Here is a 23,590-nt window from a genome sequence, read left to right as displayed (position 1 = left end):
CCCCAAGCACGTCGAAGGTGCCCGGGCACGACTCAAACGCATGGTCAGCCGCGGAATCCTGATCGAGAACGAACCCGGAATATTCACTCTCGCCACGAAACGGACCTAATCTTTCCTACCGCCCTCTCACACCCGGCGTCACGTACTCGGTCATTCGCATGCACAGAGCAAACCCCCTGACACCGTGTCAGAATCAAGATCCAGAAGCTCAGGTCTCAGCGCTCACCGACGATCCAATTCCGTCAAGGTAGAACGGCTTCATTGGATTACTCGCCGTGACAGGCGCTGCGGCAGGCACGCGCGGATCGTGGCTAGATCAGTATGCGTGGGGGCTATCTCTCGAAGCTGTCACCGCGACGTGTCTTGCGGTACCGGATGTATCGAGTGGTCCATAGCGGTACGAGCACTACCCATACGAGGGCGCCGAGACGACCTGCACCGTCGTTCAACGTTACGGTGGCGATGAAGCACAGGATCCCGAAGACGGCGGCCAACCAGTAGTAGGGCAAAAGGGCCCATTCCATCCTCGCCATCGCAACGTCCACCCGCATGGTGGCGATTCTGTCACCCGTGGACATCACCGGCACAGCGCGGACGGCGATGCGTCGACCCGCGGCCACCCGACTCGCCCTGGCACCTCGCGTCAGCAACGGGCACGGCGCCATCAAGACTCGACAAGGTCGGCTACCGACCGTGAACAGCCAACGCCCGGCCGAGGTCCGCGCTCAGCGGCTATGAGCGGATGCCTGGCGGTGTTCTAGCTCGAAAGTCTTAGGGCGGTAGCCGGCACCGTCTCGATCAAGTAATCCTCGGTCAAATCCGTCTGCACCTCGACCGTCGGGGCCCTACTGACGTACCGGACGACGAATACCGTTTCGCGAAGGCTGGTCTCGTCGTACTCGGCAAGGCTCTCCGGCAGTTCGCCCACGAGTCGTACTTGATCACCCGGCTTGACCGCGGCATCGACGGGAGCTTCATCGCGCTGGACAGCCGTGATCAGGTGGATGAGAGCCTCCAGCGCTTCGGTATCCGCGCCGTAGTGAACAAGATGGCCCGCCTGACCGAAGATCAACTTGGCCTCTGCTCTACTCAAGTTGGAGAGTGCGTCGATCGCATCAGGCGTCAGTGCCGGCTCTGTGGATGTGCTGAGCTGCGCCGCCAACGCCCAGAGCAATCTATCGATGACACTCTCTGCAACGTCGTCTTCGGTCATCCAGGAAAGGTACCGGCAGTCAGGATGTTCAGTCCGATGGCGGGCACCATGCCGACTCATCGACATCCGCACATCGGCCGTTCAGGACGCCGGGTGATACGGAACTTGGCCACGCAGTGTGACGGCTCGCCGCTGTCCGACGGATCCGCTTGGCGGCAGAACATTGCACGTGGTCCGTCGGCTCGGATTGCCAGGGGCGCCAACCGTTGAACAAGCCGGATAACATGAATGAACATTACCGCCGACTGCTAGAGGTATGGATGCGGAAACAAGGGGTGTCGTTTCGCGCGGAAGTGACGCAGCGCTTTCAATTTTTGGTCGATGAGTACGGCCTCGACGGACCGGACTACAGCGAAGTTCTTCTGCCGAGCGCCACTTACAGCGGCGCGGGTTTGGCGATCTCGATCTTCCTACAGGACGACACTCGCGACGGCGCCGGGAGGCGGATCTCGGTGCGGGTCCAGCTCGACACCGACGAGGGGCCGGTCCAAGCTGATCTCGACGAACTCGTGGAGGCAGCGGTCTTCGCGCCCCGCCACACTGTCGGCTCGAAGGCGCACACCGGTGAGGCCGTGCGCGCGACTCTCGATGACAACGCACAGTGGATTCGCAGATTGTGGCCGATTCTTCGAGGGCCCGAGGCCCTGGACACGCTGCGAACCGCTACCCGTTTCGAGACCGATAAGGGCGGCAACCCGAAACGACGCGCCAAGGGTATTAAATGGAAGTACAAATAATCAGGCGGTACACGGTCGAGGCGCACCCATTACTACGCAGATGCCGAGGCATTCACATCGACAGCTCAGCATGTCTGGCAACCGGGAGATCGGTCACCGAGCGTCACGGCCCCGCGAGTCGCCCGGCGCACGCTCGGCGCCATGAGAGCGCGCTAGATCTTGACGCGAAGATCCACGAATGGCTCCCGCCGAGTCTGCTGGTTCAACAGCGGCAGGAGCGGATGCGCGTGGCCGTCGGTCGACCCATCCGACGGCGGCCCGCCGTCACAGCAGAGCGATCATGGCCGGTGCCAGGTTCATGGCACCGTGGACGGTCAGAAGGGGCCACATCATGCGGTACCGGCTCCACAGGTATCCGAGAAAGAGGCCTTGCACGCCCTGGTTGACGGCGGAGGACGCGAGGTCGACAGACAGGGAGCCGGTGCTCTGAATGCCGATGTGCCAGACAGCCCACAGCAGGGACGCGAGGACGATGCCCGGCCAGGCGCCGAGCAGGGCTTCCCAGCGACTCTGCAGCCAGCGGCGGTAGAAGAATTCCTCCAGCAAGCTGTTGACGGCAGAAACAATGACTACGGTCGCTATCACCGTCACGGCATCGGAGTTTCCGGGGAGGCCGCGGGCAGGGACGGCGACCGGGCCGGCGTACGCCAGGACGAGCCAGGCCACCACCGGAACGGCCGGTCCCCAGCGGCGCCACGGTGTGATGGTGCCATCGCGATCGACGTGCATGTGGACTCCGCTGCGGCGCCGCACCGCCCAGAACAGGACCGCCGGCACTCCGAGAAGTAGCGGCAGCTTCAGTAGCGTGTGGGCTGGTTCGCCGCCACCGGCCAGTCGCAGTCCCGTCGTGAACAGCACGGCCGATACCAGCAGGACCAGCGACTCGATCCACAGGGTGCCGGTCCGACGGCTCACCGCCTCTGGCACGGCGAGGCGGGTCGTCCATGGGGGCATGAGCCGGATAAGAGCGATGCCGACGACTGCCGGCACCCACCGGTGCCAGAAGGGGATGGTGTCAGCGTGGTCGGCGGAGTACCGCACCTGCCCGTCACCGGTCAGCAGAAGCACTACTGCGGAGGTGGCGATCGTTGCCAGTCCGGCGACAAGAACGGCGGTGCCGAGATACCGGGTTTTATTTCGCACACGTGCACGGTAACAATGCCGCACAAGCGTGCTATAACGATGAGATGCCCAAGGTTGTCGACCATGACCAACGCCGTGCGGACCTGGTCCGGGCGGTATGGGCTGTCATAGGCCTGCACGGGATCGAGGGCGCCACGGTACGGCGGGTCGCCGAACAGGCCGGGGTCTCCATGGGCGGGCTCCGGTACTACTTCGACAGCCAACAAGGACTGCTGCGCTTCGCTGCCCTGGCGGTTGCCGGCAACGTCAGCGCCCGCGTCCGCGCACTCCTCCAGTCGGACAGCGACGCCGCGAATCGCGCCCGGCTGCTGCTGGAGGCCATGCTGCCGGTGGATCAGGAACGCCGGGTGGAAGCGGACGTCTGGCTCGCCTTTCTCATACGCTCACGCGTCGACGACGCGCTGGAGGAGCTCCGGAGCAAGGCCTGGACCGGCACACGGCACATCTGCCGCCTCGCGGTCAGCCTGCGCCGAGGCGTCGCGATGCCGGAAACGATTGGAGCCGAACTGCCCGATGCTGATCTCGAGACGTGGGCCCAACACCTGCACATGTTCGTCGACGGGCTGACAGTGCAGGCGGTCACCTATCCGGATCGGCTGTCCACCGATGACCTGCGCGTTGCGGTGCACCGGCAACTGGCCCTCGTCGCGGACCGGTAGGCGCGCCGAGCCGCAACGCCCAAACGAAACAGCTTGGTGTCCCTCATGCAGGCATAATGCGAGCATGCCGAGCGACGTCGAGGGTCTCTGGCGCAGCATTACCGAATGGCTAAGCTGCCACGCGCCGGCGACTGCGGATGTTGTTCGTCCGCCCGCGAGCGATGACGATCTGTCGGCGGTCGAAGTGGCCTTGGGCAGGCCGGTGCCTGCGGAGCTGCGGCATTGGTGGCGGATGGCGGATGGGATGAATCGAGGGGTGCTCGACCCCTTGATCCCACCCCTGTACACACCGTTGCCGATTGCCGACGCGTTGGAAATCCGAGACTTCCTTGTCAACCTGTGGCCTGCGGACGACGACGAGCTGGGTGACGTTGACGAGTTGGCCGAGGTCGCCGGAGCGCCGAGCTACGCCTTTCATCAGTTGTTTCTACCGATCGCTGAGGACCATTGCGGCCAAACCATGTTCGTCGACCTACGCGAGGGGCCATGGCACGGTTGCATCGGCGTGTGGGACCACGAATCGGCCTGGGACAGTGCCGTCTACTGGGAAAGCATCACCGACATGCTCACCGACTTGAGCAAAGCGCTCCTTCACGGTGACCTGGCTCTAGTCGCACACGCTGAACGCTGGTTCCAGCGTTTCCCTGGCCATACGGCAGGCACTGAGGTCTGTCGGGCCGCGGTCGGTTCGACGGGCCACCTGAAATGGACGCCGTGCGAAATCGGCTCAGCCGATTCGCCCCCCCTGATCAGGTGTCGATCCAATACCTGGCGATACGCGTTCGTCGGCATGACAGATGACATGCATCGGCCGTTGCGGTCGGTGAGTTGGTTCGGAGCGCGAGTAGCGGTGCCGATCGGACGCGAGTGGGTCCCGGCGTCTTCCGGCGGATTTCATTGGGCGCGAAGTGGGGACCCGGGGCGCGTGTACCTCGAACTCGCCGACGCTACGCCAGCCTGGGCCGCGACGCCGTAGTGGCGTTAGAGTCGCTGGCCATGGGAATCCTCACCTTCAGCCTCAATCTCACCCTGGACGGTTGCGTCGACCATCAGGAGGGGATCGCTGACGACGAGACGCACGCGTTCTTCACCCGTCTCATGGACGAGTGCGGGGCGATGCTGTGGGGTCGCGTCACCTACGAGATGATGGAGAGCGCCTGGCCGGCCGTCGCCCGCGGCGACGGCGAGGCGCCGCCGGCCCTGCGCGCGTGGGCGGTCAAGCTGGAGGCCAAACCCAAGTACGTGGTGTCGTCGACGCGCAAAGACTTCCCGTGGACCAACAGCCACCATATCGCCGGCGATCTGCGCGAGGGCGTGCAGAAGCTCAAGGACGCGACCCCGGCCGGGGTTCTCCTCGGAAGCGGCAAGCTCGCGACCGAGCTCGACCGGCTGGACCTGATCGACGAGTACAAGCTTCTCGTCCACCCCAGGATCGCCGGCCACGGCCCGACGCTGTACCAGGGCGGGCTTCCCGGCACGCGCCGGCTCGAGCTGCTCTCGGCGAAACCGCTCCGCAACGGCGTGGTGGCCATGCACTACCGCCGCGCGCACTGAATCACACGCGCACTGAATCACCGGAGTCCAACGCCGCCGGCTCACACGAAGACACCTGCGGATTAGGAACTCGGTTCGGCGTACTCCGCTGTCACCTCCTGATGCGCGCATTTCCGACAGAAGGTTGAACCTCGCCCCAGACACCGCATGGAATAGACGCAGAGGCACAGCCCGATCACTAAGCGGAGGCTCCATGGCGAAGTCTGGCCGGATCACGGCGGCGCAGCACAATGCAGCCGATGCGGCGAACCTGGGCGAGGTGGCGCACGCGTTGGGCTGGTTCTACTGCTGCGCCGAGGACTCCGGAGTGGTGGGAGCGGTGAACGTGACCGGAGCCGCTGCGGTAGGGGTACGCGCGTCGACGCGCGATCCCGACGGGTTCGGGGTGTGGGTGGAGAAGCCGAGCGGCGCGGTCGTCGAGTTGATGCTCGGCCCGTACCCGGAGGTGGACGAGGCTCGCCAGGTCATGTTGGCGGTGCTGGATCACGCTTTCAACAACGCGAAGAGGTAGCGGCTCCCAGGGTCAATCGTCGGGGCGGACGCCGCACCGTCGGTCGGGTTGCTTTTCGGGGTGGCCCTCGCGCACGGCCTGGCGACCGTGCTGTTCGACGTCGGTTACACCAGTTGCCTGCCGGCTCTGGCCGGCCGCTGTGGCGGGGCGTAGTCGGCCGCTGTGGCTGGGCGTGGCCGGACTGACTCTGGTCTCCATGGGTGGCGTGATCCCGCTGATCGCGCGGGCGGGCCCGCAACAGACCGCCACGCCGGATCGGCTCCTGGGCCGGATGAGGGCCACCGTCCGTCTCGTCCAGTGGGGCAGCATGCCGCTCGCGGGACTGTTCGGCGGTGCTCTCGGAGCCGCGCTCGGCGCGCCCGCCGTGTTGTGGATCGGCGCGGCCGGCATGACCGCCGCGTTCCTGCCGCTCTGCTGTCGCCGTTGCGCGGTACCCGTGAGATGCCGACGACGGCGGCGGTGTGACAGTGGTTGACGAGGCCGAGGCGGGCAGGCGGCCGGTGGGGGTCATCCGATCCGGCGGGTGATGTCCTGTGAGCACCGAGCGGCGGCCCGGCGGGTCACGCCGCCTCACCGGCGGCGGACGGCGGCTGGTATCCCGCCGCCTGGAGGCTGAACAACTCCTGGTAGCGGCCGCCGGCCTCGATGAGTTCCCGGTGTGTGCCCTCCTCGACCAGACGTCCCTGGTGCATGACGAAGATCCGGTCGGCGTGCACCACGTTGGCCAGCCGGTGCGTGATCAGGATGGTGGTCCGCCGGCCCTGCCGCCCGCGGATCGCCTGGAACAGGGTGTCCTCGGCGCGCGGGTCCAGCGCCGAGGACGGCTCGTCCATGATGAGCAGGTCGGCGTCGCGCAGGAACCCCCGCCCGGCGGTGATGCGCTGCCACTGCCCGCCGGAGAGGTCCTGACCGTCGGCGAAGGTGCGGTCGAGCAGCGTGTCGTAGCCGTACGGCAGCTCCAAGATCATGTCGTGGGCGGCGGCCAGCGTCGCCGCCGCCTCGATCCGGGCCCGGTCCAGCGGCGTGTCGATGTCGCCCATGGCGATGTTGGTGGCGGCCGTGAACGGCCACTTGTGGTGTTCCTGAAGCACCACCGAGATCCGGGCGCCGAGCGCGGCGGCGTCCCAGCCGGCCTGCGGCCGGCCGTTCCAGAGGATCTCGCCGGTGGACGGGTCGCGCAGACCGGCGATCATCGCCGCCAACGTGGACTTGCCGGAGCCGTTCTCCCCCACCAGGGCCACCGTCTCCCCCGCCCGGATCGTCACCGTGACGTCCTCGACCGCGGGGGTCTCACGGTCCGGGTAGTGATAGCCGAGCCCGCGAACGGTCAACTCCCGCAGCGGGCCGGGCCGCGGCGGCGCCTGCTCCGGCCGGCGCGGCAGGTAGGCGCCGGCCCGGTCGAGGAAGGCGACGTATTCGTTGAAATGCTGCCCGTCGGCGAAGACCCGGTCCGTCTGGAACGTCACCTGGGTCAGCGCCCGCTGGGCCGCCTGCACGGCCACCACGCACGTCGCCGCGGCCGCCAGCGGGATCCGGCCGTTCAGCAGCAGCACGCCCAGCAGCACGTACACGCCGGCTGACGCCAGGCCGCTGATGACCGCGCCCAGGCTGGTCGTGGTGGTCATCCGCCGGGCCAGGGCCATCTCGACCGCGGTCTGCGCGCCCATCACCCGGTCGTAGAGTCCCAGCACGAAGCCCCGCAGACCGTAGGACCGCAACTCCGACGCCGACACTCGCTCGGCCATCAGCCTGTGCAGCACCCAGAGCCGGCGCCGTCGCGCCGAGCTCTCCAGATAGGTCCGGAACTTCACATGCCCCGCGCGCAGCGCCGCGTAGCCGTTCGGCGCCGTGGCCACCGCCAGCGCGACCAGCAGCAGTGGATGGATCACGACCACGGCGACCGTGACCGCGCACAGGCTGACCACACCGGCCAGCAGGTTCAGCACGCCCTGGACGAGGTCGATCACCGAATCGGAGCCACGGGAGGCGCGTTCCATGCTGTCGGCGAAGCTGTCCTGGTCGAACGCGTCCAGACGTACCGCCGTGGTGGTCTCGAACAGCCGCCGCTCCGCCCGCTGGTTCACCCGCGGCGTCAGCCCGTTCATCGCGTACCCGGTCGCGATGCCGAGACCACCGCGCACCGCGGTCGCCACCGCCAGCAACGCCAGCGCCGGCAGAGCGGCCCGCACCCGGTCCGGCGTCGGCCCGGCGGCGAACAGGGCGACGAGCACCCGCTGTGTCGCCAGCAGCCCGAACGTGGCCATCACCCCCGCGGCCAGCGTCGCCGCCGCGACGATCGTGGTGCGCAGCCGGTCAGCGGCCCAGCTGATCCGCAACGCCTCCACCACCAGGCGGGGCATGCCCGCGAAGACGCCGAACAGGCCGGCGTCGACCCGCGCTCGCAGGCCTTGCTCCCACCACATCGGCCGTAGCTCCGGCAGTACCGACTCGTGCGCGGGGCCGCCCGGCGGGGAGACGACGGGCTCACCATGACGGGTCTCGTGCGTGGGCGCGCTCACTCGATCAGTCCTCCTCGCCGAAAGGTGGGACATGCTCGCCGATGACGCTGACAGCGGGGAGGCGGCCGGATGGCCACGCCATATCGGTACCCGACCGCACCCGCCGGAGACTGTCGGCCACCCGACTCGGTCCGCCGATCGGCATGCGGCCTCACCCGTGCGGCGACGCCTCCCGCGCGTCGAGGAGCTCCTCCCAGTGCTCCTGCGCCCAGGCGCACGCGGCGGCCATCGGCGCGAGCAGGCTGTGCCCCAGGGGAGTCAGCGCGTACTCGACCCGGCGCCCCGGCCCGGGGTGACTGGCCCGGTGGACCAGGCCGTCACGCTCCAGTGTGCGCAGTGACTTGGTGAGCGCTTTCGCGGTGACGCCACGAAGCGGCACGCGCAGCTCCGAGAAGCGCCTCGGACCGTGCTCCAGGCAGCGGACGATCATGCCGGCCCACTTGTCGCCGATGCGGATCGGCGACAGACCGGAGGGGCAGACCGGGTCGAACATGTCGGGATCCAGCGGCGTCCTCACGGCATCCACGGTAGTCGGTATCCGATCGGTAACCAGACGCCCGGATACGGTCTGCGGCGTCGGCGATCGGGCCGGCTCGAGGAGGGTGGACCGACATGGGCAGGATCGTGATCTTCGGAGCGGGTGGGCGCGCCGGGCGGGCGGCCGTCGCCGAGGCCCGCCGGCGCGGCCATCGGGTGACCGCGGTGGTTCGCGACCCCCGGGCACACGGCGGTCTGGCGACCGACGGCGTGCGCGTGGTGGCCGGCGATGTGACCGACGGCGACAGCGTCGCGCGGGCCGCCGCCGGGCACGACGCCGCGATCAGCGCCGTCTACGACCCCGCGGCCCCGCCCGCCCTGTTCTACACCGGCGCCGCCCGCGCCCTGCTCGCCGGGCTGGGCCGCGCGGAGGTGACGCGGCTGCTGGTGGTCGGCCTGGCATCGGTACTGACGACCGAGGGCGGAACAGCGCTGATGGACGTGCCCGGCTATCCGCAGGAGTACCGCACGTTCTACCTTGCCCACGCCGCCGGTACGGAGGTGCTGCGTACCGCGGCCGGCGGGGTGGACTGGCTGGTCGTCAGCCCGGCCGGGGACTTCGACCACGCCGGCTCACGGACCGGGCGGTACCGTCCGGCGACCGCCGACGCGGCCAGTCTGATCTCCTACGCGGATCTCGCCGTCGCGCTGATCGACGAGATCGACACTCCCAGGCACCACCGGACTCACCTGGGTGTCGAGGCCGCCTGATGGACGAGACGATCTCCGACAGCCCGGTCCCGTGGGTGGCCGACCATATCCGCCGTTTCGTGGAGACCGGCGGGAACCCCCGGCCGGGCTCGAACGACCTTCTGCTCACCACGCGAGGCCGCCGGTCCGGAAAGCTGCGCCGGACCGTGCTGGTCTACGCGGTGGACGGCGATCGTTACGTGGTGGCCGCGTCCGCCGCGGGGGCCGACCGGCACCCCGCGTGGTACCTCAATCTCGTCGCCGATCCCGATGTCACCGTGCAGGTCGGGCCCCGGACCATCCCGGCGGTGGCGCGCACCGCGACCGTCGCGGAGAGACCGCGCCTGTGGCAGATGATGATCGCGATGATGCCGTCCTACCAGGAGTATCGGAGGGCGACCACCAGGGAGATCCCCCTGGTGATCCTCGAACCTCGGCTCCCGGCGTCGCCGTACCGTCAGAAGGTCTGACCGGCGGCCCAGGCGGACGCGGTCGTTGCGCCCACGGTGACCACCGCGGGGTCCGGAGGCGGCGCGGGGCTGGTGTAGGCGGCGGCGACGCCCGCGGCGGCGGCCTCGCCGAGGTACGGGGCGAGCATCCGGGCGTACTCGGCGGGATCGATGGTGTGCCAGCGGACCGGGCGGCTGATCCCCGCCTCGATCGCGGCGGCGAGTTCGGGACCGGTCAGCAGGGCCGGGCCGGCGACGACGCCGGCCGCGGCGGGCGTCGCGGCGAGTGTGCGGGCGGCGATCACCGCGCCCAGGTCGGCGGCGGCGGTCCACCCGATCGCGGCCTCGGCCGGCAGCGGGTAACGCAGTTCGCCGTGGTCGCGGATCAGCGAGCGGGACCACGGCGCGACGAGGTTCTCCAGGTAGGGGCCGACCGGGCCGACCACCGAGGCGTGCGTGACAGCGGTGGGCAGGCCGGCGGCGAGGTGGACGCGGGCGTCGATGAAGGGCACCCCGATCGCGGTGGCCGGCGGCAGGCCGCTGCCGGTGTTGAAGACGGCGCGGGGGACGCCGGCTTTGGCGAGGGCGGCCAGGACGGTGTCGGCCTGGCGCACCGCGTCGGCGGCGAAGTTCAGCGGGAGTTGGACGACGACGGCGTGGGCGCCGGCGTAGGCGGCGGTGAGCGCGTCCAGGTCGAGCAGATCGGCGGTCACGGCCTGGACGGCGGGATCGGTGGCCGCCCGCTGGTGGCGGGCGACGGCGCGGACGTGGTGGCCGGCGGCGAGCAGTTCCCGCAGGATCGCGCGGCCCTGGGTTCCGGTGGCGCCGTGCAGGACGACGGTGGTCGGGGTCATGAGAGCGACCGTAGTTTCCCGTCGATAGCAGTACCCAGGAAGTTATATTGTTTCCCGATGAGAACCATTGGCTCCCAGCTGTGGGAACAGGATTGCGGAGTGGAGCGCACCCTGCAGGTGCTCGACGGCAAGTGGGCGACGCTCGTGGTGCGTGACCTGATGGACGGGCCGAAACGGTTCACCGAGTTGCGGGCGGCGCTCGGTGTGCCGAGCGCCAAGACGCTCACCGACCGGCTGCGGGCCCTGGAACACCACGGCATCCTGACCCGTACGGTGTACGCCGAGGTGCCGCCGCGGGTGGTGTACGAACTGACCGCCCAGGGGCGCAGCCTCAACAGCGTCCTGATGGCGATGCTGACATGGGGCGAGGAGAACCCGCAGCCGCAGGGAACGGCCTCTCCGCGCCGGGCCGATCGATGAGGCGCGCGACGCTTCACGATCATCTCCGGCGGTGATCTCCTCATCGGCACAGACGAGTTCCGAGCGTCCGTTCTATGCGCTCCACCGGATCAGCGGTCCAGCTACGCCTTCACCATGCGGCCGTGGACGGAACCGGAGTTGCGCGCGGTCCTGCACGACAGCGGTCTACGCAACGTGGAGATCAGCGCCGGAGTCGGCCGCCGTACTCCCGACCGCTTCTTCGTCGTCGCGTACTGACGCGTCTCGAAGGCCTTGGTTTCGCCGGTCAGACGGCCATGGCGGGCGGGTACGCCTCCCGGTTCGGGCGCTCGCCGTAGTCGCGCCAGGCCGCGGCGAGACGGCGTACCGCCTCGGTGAGCTGGTCCGGCTCGGCGAGGAAGTGCAGGCGCAGACGGTCGGCGCTGCCACCGCCCGCGTCGAGGCCGGACCCGGGCAGCACGGCGACACCGTGGCGCAGCGTCCGCTGGGCGAACGACTGGCCGTCGCCGTGCGGCAGGCGCACCCACAGGGTCTGGCCGCCGGGCACGGCCGGAACGTGCCAGGCCGGCAGGTGGCGGTCCAGTTCGGCACGCAGGTGGTCGTGGCGCTCGCGTCGCTGCCGCGCCGTGCGGGCCAGCGACCGGTCCAGCCGGGGCAGCAGGTGGGCGGCGGCGAGCTGGGCGGGGATGTCGCCACCGAGGTCCAGCACCGTGCGCATCCGGGCCAGGCGGGCGATGAACGGCGCGGGCGCGCGCAGCCAGCCGACTCGCAGACCACCCCAGATCACCTTGCTCAGCGATCCGATCGTGATCACCTGGTCGTGGTACTGGGCCAGCGGGGGCGGCGCCGGCTCACCGGGGAAGCCCAGTTCGGCGAGCACCTCGTCGTCGATCAGGGGCACGCCGGCGTCGGCGGCCGCCCGCGCGAGCCGCCGGCGCTCCGGTTCGGGCAGCACCGTCCCGGTGGGGTTGTGGAAGGCGCTCATCGCGTACGCCAGGGCGGGCCGGTGGGTGGCCAGCGCGGCGGCGAAGCCGCTCAGGCCGACCGGGAGGGTGCGCAGCACGGCGGCCTCCTCGCGGAACACCTCCAGCGCGCCGAAATAGGTCGGCGCCTGCACCAGGACCCGATCGCCGGGCCGGATCAGGGCTCTGGCCAACAGGGTCAGGGCCTGCTGGCCGCCGGAGGTGACCAGGATCTGATCGGGGCCGGTGGGCAGGCCGCGCGCGGCGTAACGGTCGGCGATCGCGCGGCGCAGCCCGAGGTGGCCCATCGGGTGGTAACCGAGGTCGCCGGACAGACCGGCCAGGCCGGGCAGGATGCCGGTGTACGCCTCGATCAGCTCCGGTGGAGGCGCGTCCGGAGCGGCACAGGCCAGCATGATCACACCGTCGCGTGGTTCGAGCAGGTGCAGGAAGCCGGGCGCCTCCGTGGTCGGGCGCGCCGGCGACGCCGGGCCGGCGACGCGGGTCCCACTCCCCTGCCGTCGCACGATCCGGCCCTCACCGGCCAGCAGGTCGTAGGCCGCCACCACCGTGGTGCGGCCCACCACCAGGGCGGACGCCAGTGCACGGTCCGGTGGCAGCAGCGTGCCGGGTGGCAGTTCCCCCTCGTCGATCAGCGTCCGGATCCGCGCGGCGAGCAGCAGGTACAGCGCGCCGCGCCCGGACGACCAGCGGCCGAGACGCTCCACCAAACCGATTGGCTCCATCAGCGAACCAATATAGCCTTCCTTCGCGCGTCGACTTCGATGGTCAGAGGAGAACGGCTCAGTGAGTGATGTTCCGGATCTCGGTCCGCTGCCGCAGCGCGTCGCCGTCGACGCGGAACAGGTGCGCCGGCTCGTCGCCGGCCAGTTTCCGCAGATGGCCGGACTCCCGGTGACGCCAGTGGCCGACGGTGGCTGGGACAACTGGACCTTCCACCTCGGTCCCGCGAAGCTGGCGCGTCTGCCCAGCGCGCCCGAGTATGCCTTGGCGGTCGACAAGGAACATCGGTGGCTGCCCGCCCTCGCCGCCCGGCTGCCGCTGCCCATCCCCACCCCGCTGGCGAAAGGCGAGCCGGGCGCGGGCTATCCCTTCGCGTGGTCGATCTACCGATGGCTCGACGGCGAGCCCGCGCGCAGGGACCGCATCGCCGACCCGGTGCGATTCGCGCTCGACCTGGCCGGGTTCCTGGCGGCCCTGCACAGCGTCGACGCCACCGGCGGTCCACGGCCGGGTCCGCACAACTGGTTCCGCGGCGGCACGCTGCGCACCTACGACAAGGAGGTCCGGCGCGCGCTCGCGGAGCTGGGCGGCCGGGTCGACGCCGAACTGGTGGGCGAGATCTGGGCGGGCGCGCTCGACGCCCGCTGGGACGGTGTGGACCGCTGGTTCCACGGTGACGTCGCCGAGGGGAACCTTCTGCTCGAGGACGGGCGGCTGGCGGCCGTCATCGACTTCGGGACCTGCGGCGTCGGCGACCCGGCCTGCGATCTGGCGGTCGCGTGGACGCTGCTGACCGCCGACGGCCGGCAGGCGTTCCGCGAACGGCTGTCGGTGGATGACGCGACCTGGGCGCGCGGACGTGGCTGGGCCCTCTGGAAGACGCTCGCCACCTGCTCCTACACCTACGAGGATCCCGAAGACGCGGAGGACTTCGCGAACGCGCTGCGCATCCTCGGCGAGATCTTCTCCGAGTACGCGGCCGGCTCTGTCAGCGGGCCACGCCCAGGAGAGCCGGTCGCCGGCTGACGTACGGGGCGTAGATCCTTCGGGGCCGGGCATCATGTGTCCCACCAGCGTTTCGGCTCGCGCCATCTCGGGCGGCTCGGCAGCGCCTAGGAGTTGTAGTCGTCGAAGATCGGTGCCGCGTCCTTGCCCGGCACCATGTTCAGCACACAACCGAGCAGCGATGCGTTGACCGCGTGCAGGGCCTGGACCGCGGCGGTCACCTGGGCGGCCGTGGTCCGGTGTGCCCGCACCACCAGCAGTGTGCCATCGGCTCGGGCGGCTACCACCTCGCCGTCGGTCACCGACAGCAGCGGCGGGCAATCGAAGATGACGACGTCGTAGCGGCGGCGGACCTCGTCCACCATCTCGGTCATCCGCGTCGAGCTGAGCAATTCGCTGGGGTTGAGGGGCGGATGCCCGCCGGCCAGCAGCCAGAGACCGACACCCCACGGCTGGATCGCCTGGTCCAGCGTCGCCGTGCCGCCGAGGACGGCGCTCAGCCCGCTGGTGTCGTCCAGGCCGAGGAACCGGGCCAGGCGAGGACGGCGCAGTTCCGCGTCGACGACCAGCACCCGCTGCCCGGTCTCGGCGAAGAGCAGCGCGAGGCTGCACACCGTCGCCGAGCGGCCCTCGCGCGGCACCGCGCTGGTCACCGCGAGCGTCTTGAGCGAGGTCGCGGCGGCGGCGGACTGCAACAGGGTACGGACCTGGCGCAGGGCCTCGGTGCGGGCGGCGGTGCCGGCCGAGACGAACGGGCCCGGCGAGGAGGGTGCGTCGTCATCCTCGGGAACCCGGGCCAGCACCGGAGCGCAAGCCAGTGACTGCAAGGCGTCCGCGCTGCGCACGGTGTGATCGGAGGTCTCACGGACCATGGCCGAGGTGGCCCCGACGATCAGGCCGACCATGATGGCGAAGATGAAGTTGTCGAGTGTCCGCGGGGAGACCGGGTCCTTCTCCAGGAACGGCCCGTCGACGACCTCGACCCGGGTCGCCGAGCCGACGCCGGGCTGGTACTCCAGCGCCTCCACGGTGTCCTTGAACTTGACCGAGAGGGCCCGGGCGATCAGCATGGCGCGGTCTCGGGACTGATCCTTGACGGTGACCTCCATCAGGACCGTTTCGGCGATGTGCTCGGTGGTGATCCGCTCGGCGATCTCCACGGGCGTCAGGTTCACGCCCGGCACGGCCGCGAGCGGGCCGGCGATCTCCTCGTTGGTCAGCAGGGCGGCGTACGTGGCGAGCCGTCCCGCGGAGAACATGCTAGCCGGGTAGAGCTCGGCGGCCCCGGTCATCGGTGTGGTGAAGAAGAACGTGACACGGGCGGCGTACACCGGGGTGGTCCGGATGTTCACCACCGCGGCTACGGCCAGCGCGATAAGAACCGAGGTCACCAGCAGCATCCAATGCCTCGTGGCGACCCGGAGATAATCGCGTAGGCCCACGCAGACCTCCCGGTTCCGTGGCTTCTCGTCACGATAGAGGGATATCCGGTGTATGACGTTCGGTATTGATATATACCGCTTTGGGGTGATAGGGCCGGATATTCTGCCGCCGGTCGTCTCAGTGTGCAGGAGTGACGGGCGGTGTTCTCGCGGAAGGTCTACGAGTCGGGACGGTGCCGCACCGTCACCCGCTCGCCCTGACGGTCGACGGCTCCGCTGGGGCCGGGCGTCGCCGCCTCGGCCCGGCTCTGCGCCCTGCCGGCCCGGTCCCGCCCGGGCCGGCGCGCGATGAGCCGGCGTCAGGACCGGGAAGGATCCGGCGCCCGCGCGGCGTTGACGACCGGGGCGGTGGCCGCATGGCCGGGCAGCGGGTGATCGGACCGTGCGCGGCCGGACCGTGCGTGGCCGGACCGTGCGTGGCCGGACCCGTGCTCGGGCAGAGCGTGCTCGGACAGCTTGACCGGGGACCGTCCGGCGGCCAGTTCGAGCGCCGACCGCAGCCGCGCCTCCTCCCCCTCCCGGTCGCGGTACCAGGCGATCGCCCAGATCCGGTGCAGCTTCCAGCCCAGGTTCGTCAGCACCTGCTCACTGAGCCGGTCACGGTCGCGGGCCGCGGAACAGCCCGCGTAGGCGGCGCCGTCACAGCGCACGCCCAGCGCGTACCCGGCGTCCGCCTGGCCGGGGACCTGCACGCCGATGTCGACCCGGCCGCCCGCCGAACCCAGCGACGCGTGCGCGGTGTAGCCCCAGGACCGGATGGTGGCCAGCACCGACTCCTCGAACGGTCCACTCGTCTCCGCGGCCGACCGGTCCGGGCCGAAGGCCTCCAGCGCGGCCGGGCCCCGCTCGGCGTAGTCGAGATAGCCGGCGAGCAGCCGGACCCCCTCGTTCTCGGTCTCCGGCACGTCCCGTGACCCGATCGACGTCACGATCTCCACCCGGTGCCGGGCCCGGGTGATCGCGACGTTGAGCCGCCGCCACCCGTTGGGCCGGTTCAGCGCCCCGAAATTCGCGCTGATCCGGCCGGCTTCGTCGAAGCCGTACCCGATCGAGAAGATCATCACGTCGCGTTCGTCGCCCTGGACCGTCTCCAGGCTCTTCACGAAGAAGCCGTGCAGCCGGTCGTCGTCCAGGATCCGTTCCAGCTGCGGCCGCCCGGCCGCGAGCTTCTCCACCGCCCGGTCGATCGCCTCGGCCTGCGCCACCGAGAACGTCACCACCCCCAGCGACAGGCCCGGCCGGCTGACGAAGTGGTGCAGGATGCGCTCGGCCACCCGCTCGGCCTCGACCGGGTTGTCCCTGCTGGTGCTGCGCCGGTAGACGCCGTCGGCCGGGATCAGGGCCACCCCGCTGTCCGGGCCGGACGCCGCCGCGCTCGGGAAGACACTGAGCCGGCTCTGGTAGAACGCGTGGTTCGAGAACGCGATCAGCGCCTCATGCCGGCTGCGGTAGTGCCAGTTCAAGCCCAGGCTGGGGAAGGCCCCGCAGCCCTTGGCCAGTTCCAGCACCGACTCGAAGTCGAGGACCGGCAGATTGGTGCCGGGTTCCTCGCCCGAGCCGAGCGCCCGGTCGAAGAACGACGTCGGCGGCAGTTGCCGGTCGTCGCCCGCGGTGATCAGCGCGGTTCCCCGGTACACGCAGTTGATCGCGTCGGCCGGAGTGACCTGCGACGCCTCGTCGAAGATCACCACGTCGAAGCGGATGTCCGGGGGCAGCGAATGACTGACCGTCAACGGCGACATCAGGAAACACGGTCGCAGACCGAGAACGAAATCCCACGTCTGCCCCATCAGATCCCGCACCGGCAGGTGCCGGCTCGCCTTCATCGCCTCCCGCCGGATCAGGTCGCCCGCCGGGCCCTCCGGTGAGGGCCTGCGCGCCGCCACCGCCTCGGCGATGTCCGCGGACGCGGCCGACGACAGGCGCATGTCCAGCGTCCGGAACTCGGCGGCCAGCCGGTCGCGGTCCGCGGCCCGCCACGGCCGCAGCCGCTGGTCGGACTGGATCACCGCGTCCGCCCAGGAACGGAAGAGCGCCCGTTCCACCGCGGGGCGTACCTCCTCGGCGGCCACCCGCCGGTCGGCGCAGAACTCGACGACACCGTCCAGTCCGTAGCCGCCGAGCACGGCCCGGGCGTCCTGGGCGGCGAACCACTCCTCCTGCCCGCCGGCGTCGGCACGGATCTCCTGCAGGAACTCCCGGGCCTTGTCGTGGTCGGCCAGCCGGGCCCGCAGATCGGCGTGCCGGGACGGCGCGAACGCCTCCAGCATCGCGTCGCGCGCCAGCGCCCACTGCTCGGCCAGCCGGGCCAGGCCGGCCACCGGCTGCAGGTTACGCAGGGCCGTCGCCTGCGCCGGCGTCAGCGGCGCCTCGGCACCGGTCAGCAGGGTACGGGCGGTGGCCGCCCACCGCAGCGCCGCGGCCAGCGCCGCCTCGTCGGTGTCCGCGCCCCGGTAGCCGTCGCCGAACGCGGCCACATATCCGGGCGCGCGCTCGGCCAGCGAGGCCTCGGCGTCGGCCACGTCCTGCCGCAGCCGTCCCAGCTGGGACACCTCCGCGAAGTCCAGGGTCCGGCCGGTCGCGACATCGTAGGCGTGCACCACCGCGGCGACCGCGGCCAGCGCCACCGCGTGCGCGCGCAGCCAGGCCACCGTGCCGTCGATCGGGCCGGACACCAGTTCCGGGCGATCCGCCGCGTACGGCCCTGGACGGTGCCCGAGCACCGCGTCGCGGGCGGCCGTCGCGAGCCGGATCAGCTCCGGATCGGGTGTGGCGGCGCAGAGGTACGCCGCGACCCCCGGCATCGCCGACGCGGGCACCTGCCGTAGCGCCGCCTCGACCACCTCCAGCGCCTGCTCGACGGCGCCGAAGTCGGTGCCGGGGCCCTGCCAGTACCGGCCCAGCACCGGCCCGTACGCGTGTTCGGCGGCCGCCAGGTCCTGCCGCGCCCGCTGCCACGCGACCACGGTCTCCAGCCGGGCCAGCGCGTCCCGGACCGAGGCCGTCGGCAGCACGAACGCCGCCACGATCCGCCGGTCCCGCCGGTACGCCCCGAGCAGTTTGCGCCAGCCGCGATGCACCCGGGCGAAACGGTCGGCCAGGTCGTCGACCGGCTGGGTGAGGATCGCCTCGGCGAAGAACGGCCGGGCCCGTACCTCGGCCGCCACCAGGTTCTCCAGGGCCCGCCGCAGCACCTGCGCCCCGGTCCGCACGGTCGCCGCCGTGCCCTGGCCGAACCAGAACTGCTCCGGCCGCGACACCCGGGCGCCGAGTTCCGCGATGGACGCCACCCGCCCGATGTCGGTGACCGTGGCGGCCTGCGGCAGTCCCAGTCTCGCGGTCACCCGGTCCACCACGCCGCGATGGCGTTCCAGGGCGTCGGCGGCCTCGGCGCACTCCTTGGCCTGCCGGTCGGCCTCCGCGGCGGTGAGCCGGGTCAGGTCGACCGGCTCGGGGGTGAGCCCGGCCAGGTTCGGCACGGGCGGCAACTCCGCCGGGAGCGGCATCGTCGACCAGGGTGTCGCGGCCTGCCGGGAGGCGGCCTCCCGGGCGGCCCGGACGGCGGTCAGGTCGCGGCTCAGGGCATCGGCGGCCTGCCGCACTGGCTCCAGGCCGGGGGCGGTCACCCAGTCGTCACGCACATGCGGCGGGCGTTTGCCCGCGTGCGCGGCCAGCCGGGCCAGGACACCGGCGTCGTCGGGGCCGTCCAGGCCGAACGGTTTCGTCTGCGCCGGATCCGTTCGCACCTGCCGGGCCAGCCCGGCCAGCGCCCGCTCGGCGCCCGACAGCACCGGATCGAGCGGCTCCCGGCGCAGCACGTCACGCCAGGGCAGGGTGGCCCGGTCGACGGCGGTGCGCCACGCCGCGGCGAGCCGGTCGGCCGCCTCCCGGACCCGGCGCAGCGACTCGGGTGTCACCGACGACGGCGTGATCACCGGCACCGGCGCGGCCGGGGCGTCCACCAGCCGGGCACAGATTCCCAGCACATCGTGCAGGCTGCGGCCCAGCGGCTTGCGGACCTCGTTCATCGCGTACGCGTACGCGCTCAACTGTTCCCGCAGCTCGCGTGGCGACCGCCGGTCGAGGTCGTCGGCGCCGGTCGCCGGGACCGGCTCCTCGTCCAGGGCTGCGGCCAGCGCGGTCGCCACCTCCTTGCGCCCGGCCTTGTGCCCGTGCAGTTCCAGCACGTGCCGGTTGAGCCCGGCCTCGACCAGCCGGTGGTGCACCACGTCGAGCGCGGCCGCCTTCTCCGAGACGAACAGGACGCGCCGGCCGGCGTGCAGCAGGCAGCCGATCATGTTGGCGATGGTCTGGGACTTGCCGGTGCCGGGCGGGCCGTCCATCACGAAGCTGTGCCCGGCGACCGCCGCCGCGACGCAGGCCCGCTGGGAGGCGTCGGCGTCCAGCACCAGCGGGATGTGCTCGGGCGCGGCGAGCCGGTCGATGTCGCCGGCCGGGATCGGGGCGAACCGGAAGTCCCCGGTCTGCCGCCCGTCGGCGGTGGCGAGCGCCTGCACCAGCGGGTGGGCGACGATCCGGTCCTCGTTGACCAGCAGGTCCCGGTAGATCGCCTCCTTGTGGAAGGACAGGCAGCACAGCAGCATGCTGCGTTCCACGTGCCAGCCGCGGCGGCGCGACACCAGGCTCTGCAGGGCCGACCAGAGCGCGCCGACGTCCAGCGCGGCGTCCGGGTGCACGGCCGGCGGCTCGATGCCCAGGCGGCGCAGCCGGATCGCGAGCGCCGGGTTGAAGACGGTGTCGTCGTCGCGCAGCCGCAGCCGCGGCGGGTCGCCGGCGCCGGGCGCCACCAGCTCGACCGGCAGCAGCAGGACCGGGCTGGCGAACGCCTCGTTCTCCTCGTCGCGCCAGCGCAGCAGCCCCAGCACCAGGTGCAGCACCGAGACGCCCCGGTCCAGGTACTCCTGACGGGCCTTCTTCGACATGCGGCGCAGGGTGGCGTCGAGGGAGGCGTCGGGCATCTCGGTGCGCAACACGTCGCCAGCCGCCGCCAGGCGTTCCGGATCGGCGCCGGCGCCGGCCAGGCCGCAGTCGTCGTCGCGGTGCAGCAGCGACACCACCGACTCGGGCTCCGGTCCGACGATCTCCACGAGGTCGGGATGGTCGGTCGGGAAGTTGATCAGCCGGTTGGTGTCGCCCAGGTCGACGAGGCTGTCCCGCCAGGCGTGCAGCGCGGCACGGACTTCCGCACGGTCTCTCATGTCCCGATTGCAACAAGAGCGAGCGGGTCTTCGCTGGCGAATCAGATTCCCCGGGAGATTGGTATTGCCCCGGCGAGGGGTGGCCGGCCGCGATCAGCGCTTAAATGGGGAGCTGAGCGGACCCGGCGCATGCCAGGATGCCGGGCATGTCTGATCGTGCTTGAGTTTCGGATCGGTGGCGCAAGCCTACGAGCGGTTCCGGCCGGGTTATCCCGCCGAGCTCCTGGACACGGTGCTGGCGTACGCGGGCCGGCCGATCCGGACCGCCCTGGAGATCGGCGCCGGGACGGGCAAGGCGACCCGGCTGTTCGCCCGGCCGGGGATCGCCGTCACCGCCACCGACCCCGACGGGGCGATGCTCGCCGAACTGCGCAGGCACGTGCCGGCCGGCGTCCGGACCGTGCGGGCCGCGTTCGAACAGATGCGGCCGGACGACGGTTACGAGCTGGTCTACGCGGCGGCGGCGCTGCACTGGACCGACCCCGAGGGCCGGTGGTCGCGGATGGCCGCGCTGGTGGAGCCGGGCGGGGTGTTCGCCTCGTTCGGCGGCCCGGTGCAGTTGACCGACCCCGCGCTGGCGGAGGCGGTCCGCGCGGCCCGCGCGCCCTTCCTGGACAGCGACGACGTCCGGTCTCCCGACGGGACGCCTCCGGACCACCCCATGCAATGGCCCGGTACGGAACTGCAGCGGTCCGAGTGGTTCACCGACGTCCGGCAGTTCGTGATCGAGCGGCGCCTGACGATGAGCGCCCGCGACTATGTCGGTCATCTCTCGACCGTCTCGGCGTACCTCGAACTGCCGGCCGCCGAGCGGGAGCAGGTCTACCAGCGGATCGAGCGGGTCCTGCCGGAGCAGGTCGGCGTCACCGCCGACATCATCGGCCATCTCGCGCGCCGGCGCCCCGGCCGGTAATCCGCCGGCGACCTCGCCTGTCCCCCTGGTCCTACCGGTGGAGTGCCCGCTACACTAAAACTGCAAACGGCGTTCGCAGTTTATGGGGGGGGTCAGCGTGGAACAGGACTGGACCGTGCGACGGGTGCCGGCGGCCGACGGCGCCGACATCGTGCTCCACTCGATCGGCATCGGCCCGGGCATCGTCGTCGTGCACGGCGGCGGCGTCACCATCGAGACGTACCGGCGCCTGGCCATCCGGCTGGCCGACCGGTTCACCGTGCACCTCTACAACCGTCGCGGACGAGCCGACGCGGCCGCCCGCGCCGAGCCCTACGACGGCGAGCAGGACATCGACGATCTCGCGGCGCTGCTGGCCCACACCGGCGCCCGCGACGTGATCGGCCACAGCGGCGGCGGTTTCATCGCCCTGCGCGCCGCCGCGCGGCGGTTGCCGATCAGCCGGCTCGCCCTCTACGACCCGGCGGTCCAGGTCGACGGCCTGACCCCGACCGCGTGGCTGCCGGGCGCACGGGAAGCGGCGCGCGCCGGCGACATCGCCCGCGCCATGGCGCTCACCAGCGCCGGCATCAACACCCACTCCGCCGCGTCGCGCCTGCCCCTGGGCCTGCAGGTCGCCATCTGCCGGCTGTTCCTGCGCACGCCCATCGGCCGCGCCATGGGTGAGCTGCTGCCGACCACACTCGACGAGAGCGCGCTGATCCACCGCCACGACGGCCCGCCGGAGCAGTGGGCCGGCGTCGACGCCGCGGTGCTGCTGGCCTGCGGCGCCGACGGGCCGCCCTACTACCCGCCGACCAACGAGGCCCTGGCCCGGGTCATGCCGCACGCCCGCACCCTGCTGGTGCCGCGCGCGGGCCACGACGCGCTCAACCGGGCCCCGCGACACCTGGTCGACGCGCTCGCCGCGTTCTTCGCCGCCCCGGTCACCTCAGAGCCGGCCGGTTCGTGAGGCCGCCTCGCCGGCGTAACGGCGGGGTGCGACCCGGTCGTCGTAGGATCCGCGGATGGCAGAGCCGCCGCGCAAGCTGCCCGTCCAGGGACTGGCCAATGTGATCGCCCGCGACAACCGCAACTTCGCCGGCTTCAACGGCATCGGTTTCGACGCCGCCGGCGAGCCGAGACCGGCCGATCTGCACCACGCCTGGACGCGGGGCGCCCGCGCGGTCTACCTTCACCTGCGATGAGGGCAGGATAGGCCGGATGGATCACTACGACCCGTCCCCGAAGGCGCTGCGGACGCTGATGACGATGTACTGGTCGGCGCAGGGCTGGCGGACGCCGCCGGTGACGCCCGCACCGGCCGACCTGGGGCGGGCCGTCGCCGCCGGAGTGATGTTCGACCGGAAACGGTCCGGCGGCCACGACGAGTGGGTGGCGGCGGCCCGGCGCACGGCGGCACAGACCTCCGCCCGGGAGGTCGGCGACGCCTTCCTGGAGAGCCTGGGAAGCCGGCGGCTGGACCTGCGGTCAGCCCTCGGCTCGTACGCCGTGGCCCGCGCCCTCCCGGACCACGGCTGCGAGATCCGCCCGGGTAATCCGTGGTGCGTCGTGTGCGGGCAGTACCCGGAGTCGGCGGAGGACCTCGACATCCTCAACTTCGAACGGTTCAAGTGGGGCGGGGTCCGGCATTACCAGGTGCCGTACGCGGCTTTCGACCTGGAACAGTTCGCGCGTGCGCCCCGGCGTGGCCCGGACCCGGAGGACATGCGGCTGGCCCGGGAACTGGTCGAGGTCCTGCGCGGGTTGCCACCGGGGGTCCCCAAGGGCCGTGCGGCCGCCGCGATCGGCATGCTGCCCGGCAACCGCGACCAGCGCGACGTCCTGCTGGACGTCCTCGCGCTCGCCGGCATCTGGCGGGCCGGCTGGTGCTCCCCGGCCGCCGAGCTCCTCGCCGGCCCGGACCGTCCGGATCCCGCACCGATGTGGGGCGTCGACGAGAGGGCGCTGCGCGAATATCTGCCCGCGCTCTGCCAGCCAGGCGCCGCGGCCGGAACGCCTGAGCCGATCCTCCGGGTGCCGCGCCGGTGACGCCGGGCC

The 23,590-nt window shown here is 71.2% G+C and carries 23 protein-coding genes; 15 read left to right on the top strand and 8 right to left on the bottom strand.

The annotated features are described in order from the left end of the window. Window positions 1–757: 757 nt before the first annotated feature. The gene (locus tag QLQ12_RS36290) at window positions 758–1,213 is read right to left on the bottom strand and encodes a hypothetical protein (RefSeq protein WP_282765320.1); all 456 of its coding nucleotides are present in this window, start codon (window positions 1,211–1,213) and stop codon (window positions 758–760) included. Between the two features lie 206 nt (window positions 1,214–1,419). Between QLQ12_RS36290 and QLQ12_RS36285 the strand changes: the two genes are divergently transcribed. Beyond that, window positions 1,420–1,950, top strand: a complete 531-nt coding sequence (locus tag QLQ12_RS36285) for a hypothetical protein (protein ID WP_282765319.1) — start codon at window positions 1,420–1,422, stop codon at window positions 1,948–1,950. 264 nt (window positions 1,951–2,214) lie between these two features. On the opposite strand, the gene QLQ12_RS36280 is transcribed toward QLQ12_RS36285, so the two are convergent. Further along, complete coding sequence (locus QLQ12_RS36280; protein ID WP_282765318.1) at window positions 2,215–3,093, bottom strand: CPBP family intramembrane glutamic endopeptidase; 879 nt, start codon at window positions 3,091–3,093, stop codon at window positions 2,215–2,217. Between the two features lie 2 nt (window positions 3,094–3,095). On the opposite strand from QLQ12_RS36280, the gene QLQ12_RS36275 reads away from it, so the two are divergent. The 5 genes from QLQ12_RS36275 to QLQ12_RS36255 all read left to right on the top strand — a co-directional run bounded on the left by QLQ12_RS36275 (window position 3,096) and on the right by QLQ12_RS36255 (window position 6,292). After that, window positions 3,096–3,752: a TetR/AcrR family transcriptional regulator gene (locus tag QLQ12_RS36275; protein WP_282765317.1), complete on the top strand. Its 657-nt coding sequence runs from the start codon at window positions 3,096–3,098 to the stop codon at window positions 3,750–3,752. A gap of 64 nt (window positions 3,753–3,816) precedes the next feature. After that, window positions 3,817–4,728 carry an SMI1/KNR4 family protein gene (locus tag QLQ12_RS36270; protein WP_282765316.1) on the top strand — a complete coding sequence of 304 codons (912 nt, stop codon included), beginning with the start codon at window positions 3,817–3,819 and terminating at the stop codon, window positions 4,726–4,728. Between the two features lie 20 nt (window positions 4,729–4,748). Further along, on the top strand, window positions 4,749–5,306 hold the full coding sequence (locus tag QLQ12_RS36265) for a dihydrofolate reductase family protein (RefSeq protein ID WP_282765315.1): 558 nt from the start codon (window positions 4,749–4,751) through the stop codon (window positions 5,304–5,306). Window positions 5,307–5,499: 193 nt separating this feature from the next. Further along, window positions 5,500–5,817, top strand: a complete 318-nt coding sequence (locus QLQ12_RS36260) for a hypothetical protein (protein ID WP_282765313.1) — start codon at window positions 5,500–5,502, stop codon at window positions 5,815–5,817. 172 nt (window positions 5,818–5,989) lie between these two features. Continuing rightward, window positions 5,990–6,292 (top strand): hypothetical protein, encoded by a 303-nt coding sequence (locus QLQ12_RS36255; RefSeq protein WP_282765312.1) that lies wholly within the window; start codon window positions 5,990–5,992, stop codon window positions 6,290–6,292. Between the two features lie 85 nt (window positions 6,293–6,377). Here QLQ12_RS36255 and QLQ12_RS36250 read toward each other — a convergent pair whose 3' ends face one another. Beyond that, the gene (locus QLQ12_RS36250; RefSeq protein WP_407651671.1) at window positions 6,378–8,369 is read right to left on the bottom strand and encodes an ABC transporter ATP-binding protein; all 1,992 of its coding nucleotides are present in this window, start codon (window positions 8,367–8,369) and stop codon (window positions 6,378–6,380) included. 118 nt (window positions 8,370–8,487) lie between these two features. Continuing rightward, window positions 8,488–8,853, bottom strand: coding sequence for a winged helix-turn-helix transcriptional regulator (locus QLQ12_RS36245; protein ID WP_282765311.1), 366 nt, complete (start codon window positions 8,851–8,853; stop codon window positions 8,488–8,490). Between the two features lie 95 nt (window positions 8,854–8,948). On the opposite strand from QLQ12_RS36245, the gene QLQ12_RS36240 reads away from it, so the two are divergent. Together QLQ12_RS36240 and QLQ12_RS36235 are read left to right on the top strand one after the other, a co-directional pair. Further along, window positions 8,949–9,584: an NAD(P)-dependent oxidoreductase gene (locus QLQ12_RS36240; RefSeq protein ID WP_282765310.1), complete on the top strand. Its 636-nt coding sequence runs from the start codon at window positions 8,949–8,951 to the stop codon at window positions 9,582–9,584. Continuing rightward, window positions 9,584–10,033: a nitroreductase family deazaflavin-dependent oxidoreductase gene (locus tag QLQ12_RS36235; protein ID WP_282765309.1), complete on the top strand. Its 450-nt coding sequence runs from the start codon at window positions 9,584–9,586 to the stop codon at window positions 10,031–10,033. Before QLQ12_RS36240 ends, QLQ12_RS36235 begins: the two co-directional genes overlap by 1 nt. Here the strand turns inward: QLQ12_RS36235 and QLQ12_RS36230 are convergent. Continuing rightward, entirely contained in the window at window positions 10,021–10,866 is an 846-nt protein-coding gene (locus QLQ12_RS36230; protein WP_282765308.1) for an SDR family oxidoreductase, read from the bottom strand. The genes QLQ12_RS36235 and QLQ12_RS36230 overlap by 13 nt on opposite strands. A gap of 57 nt (window positions 10,867–10,923) precedes the next feature. On the opposite strand from QLQ12_RS36230, the gene QLQ12_RS36225 reads away from it, so the two are divergent. After that, window positions 10,924–11,286 carry a winged helix-turn-helix transcriptional regulator gene (locus QLQ12_RS36225; RefSeq protein ID WP_282765307.1) on the top strand — a complete coding sequence of 121 codons (363 nt, stop codon included), beginning with the start codon at window positions 10,924–10,926 and terminating at the stop codon, window positions 11,284–11,286. 114 nt (window positions 11,287–11,400) lie between these two features. Next, entirely contained in the window at window positions 11,401–11,523 is a 123-nt protein-coding gene (locus QLQ12_RS36220; RefSeq protein ID WP_282765306.1) for a hypothetical protein, read from the top strand. 28 nt (window positions 11,524–11,551) lie between these two features. Here QLQ12_RS36220 and QLQ12_RS36215 read toward each other — a convergent pair whose 3' ends face one another. Then, window positions 11,552–12,973, bottom strand: a complete 1,422-nt coding sequence (locus QLQ12_RS36215; RefSeq protein ID WP_282765305.1) for an aminotransferase-like domain-containing protein — start codon at window positions 12,971–12,973, stop codon at window positions 11,552–11,554. A gap of 61 nt (window positions 12,974–13,034) precedes the next feature. On the opposite strand from QLQ12_RS36215, the gene QLQ12_RS36210 reads away from it, so the two are divergent. Next, window positions 13,035–13,997: an aminoglycoside phosphotransferase family protein gene (locus tag QLQ12_RS36210; RefSeq protein ID WP_282765304.1), complete on the top strand. Its 963-nt coding sequence runs from the start codon at window positions 13,035–13,037 to the stop codon at window positions 13,995–13,997. Window positions 13,998–14,083: 86 nt separating this feature from the next. Here the strand turns inward: QLQ12_RS36210 and QLQ12_RS36205 are convergent, their stop codons facing one another. Both QLQ12_RS36205 and QLQ12_RS36200 read right to left on the bottom strand, forming a co-directional pair. Further along, a complete protein-coding gene (locus QLQ12_RS36205) occupies window positions 14,084–15,376 on the bottom strand; it encodes a polysaccharide biosynthesis tyrosine autokinase (RefSeq protein ID WP_282765323.1) in 1,293 nt (430 codons plus the stop codon). 341 nt (window positions 15,377–15,717) lie between these two features. Beyond that, window positions 15,718–20,637, bottom strand: a complete 4,920-nt coding sequence (locus QLQ12_RS36200; RefSeq protein WP_282765303.1) for a DUF4011 domain-containing protein — start codon at window positions 20,635–20,637, stop codon at window positions 15,718–15,720. Window positions 20,638–20,812: 175 nt separating this feature from the next. On the opposite strand from QLQ12_RS36200, the gene QLQ12_RS36195 reads away from it, so the two are divergent. The 4 genes from QLQ12_RS36195 to QLQ12_RS36180 all read left to right on the top strand — a co-directional run bounded on the left by QLQ12_RS36195 (window position 20,813) and on the right by QLQ12_RS36180 (window position 23,581). Next, window positions 20,813–21,550, top strand: coding sequence for a class I SAM-dependent methyltransferase (locus tag QLQ12_RS36195; protein ID WP_282765302.1), 738 nt, complete (start codon window positions 20,813–20,815; stop codon window positions 21,548–21,550). Window positions 21,551–21,647: 97 nt separating this feature from the next. Next, entirely contained in the window at window positions 21,648–22,502 is an 855-nt protein-coding gene (locus QLQ12_RS36190; protein ID WP_282765301.1) for an alpha/beta fold hydrolase, read from the top strand. 55 nt (window positions 22,503–22,557) lie between these two features. After that, a complete protein-coding gene (locus QLQ12_RS36185; RefSeq protein WP_282765300.1) occupies window positions 22,558–22,737 on the top strand; it encodes a hypothetical protein in 180 nt (59 codons plus the stop codon). Between the two features lie 16 nt (window positions 22,738–22,753). Next, window positions 22,754–23,581, top strand: coding sequence for a hypothetical protein (locus QLQ12_RS36180; protein WP_282765299.1), 828 nt, complete (start codon window positions 22,754–22,756; stop codon window positions 23,579–23,581). Window positions 23,582–23,590: the final 9 nt, after the last annotated feature.

This window comes from Actinoplanes sandaracinus (assembly GCF_030009775.1).
Lineage (GTDB): Bacteria > Actinomycetota > Actinomycetes > Mycobacteriales > Micromonosporaceae > Actinoplanes > Actinoplanes sandaracinus.
Note: the sequence above shows the minus strand (reverse complement) of the source record. Positions and strands in the feature narration are given on the sequence as shown.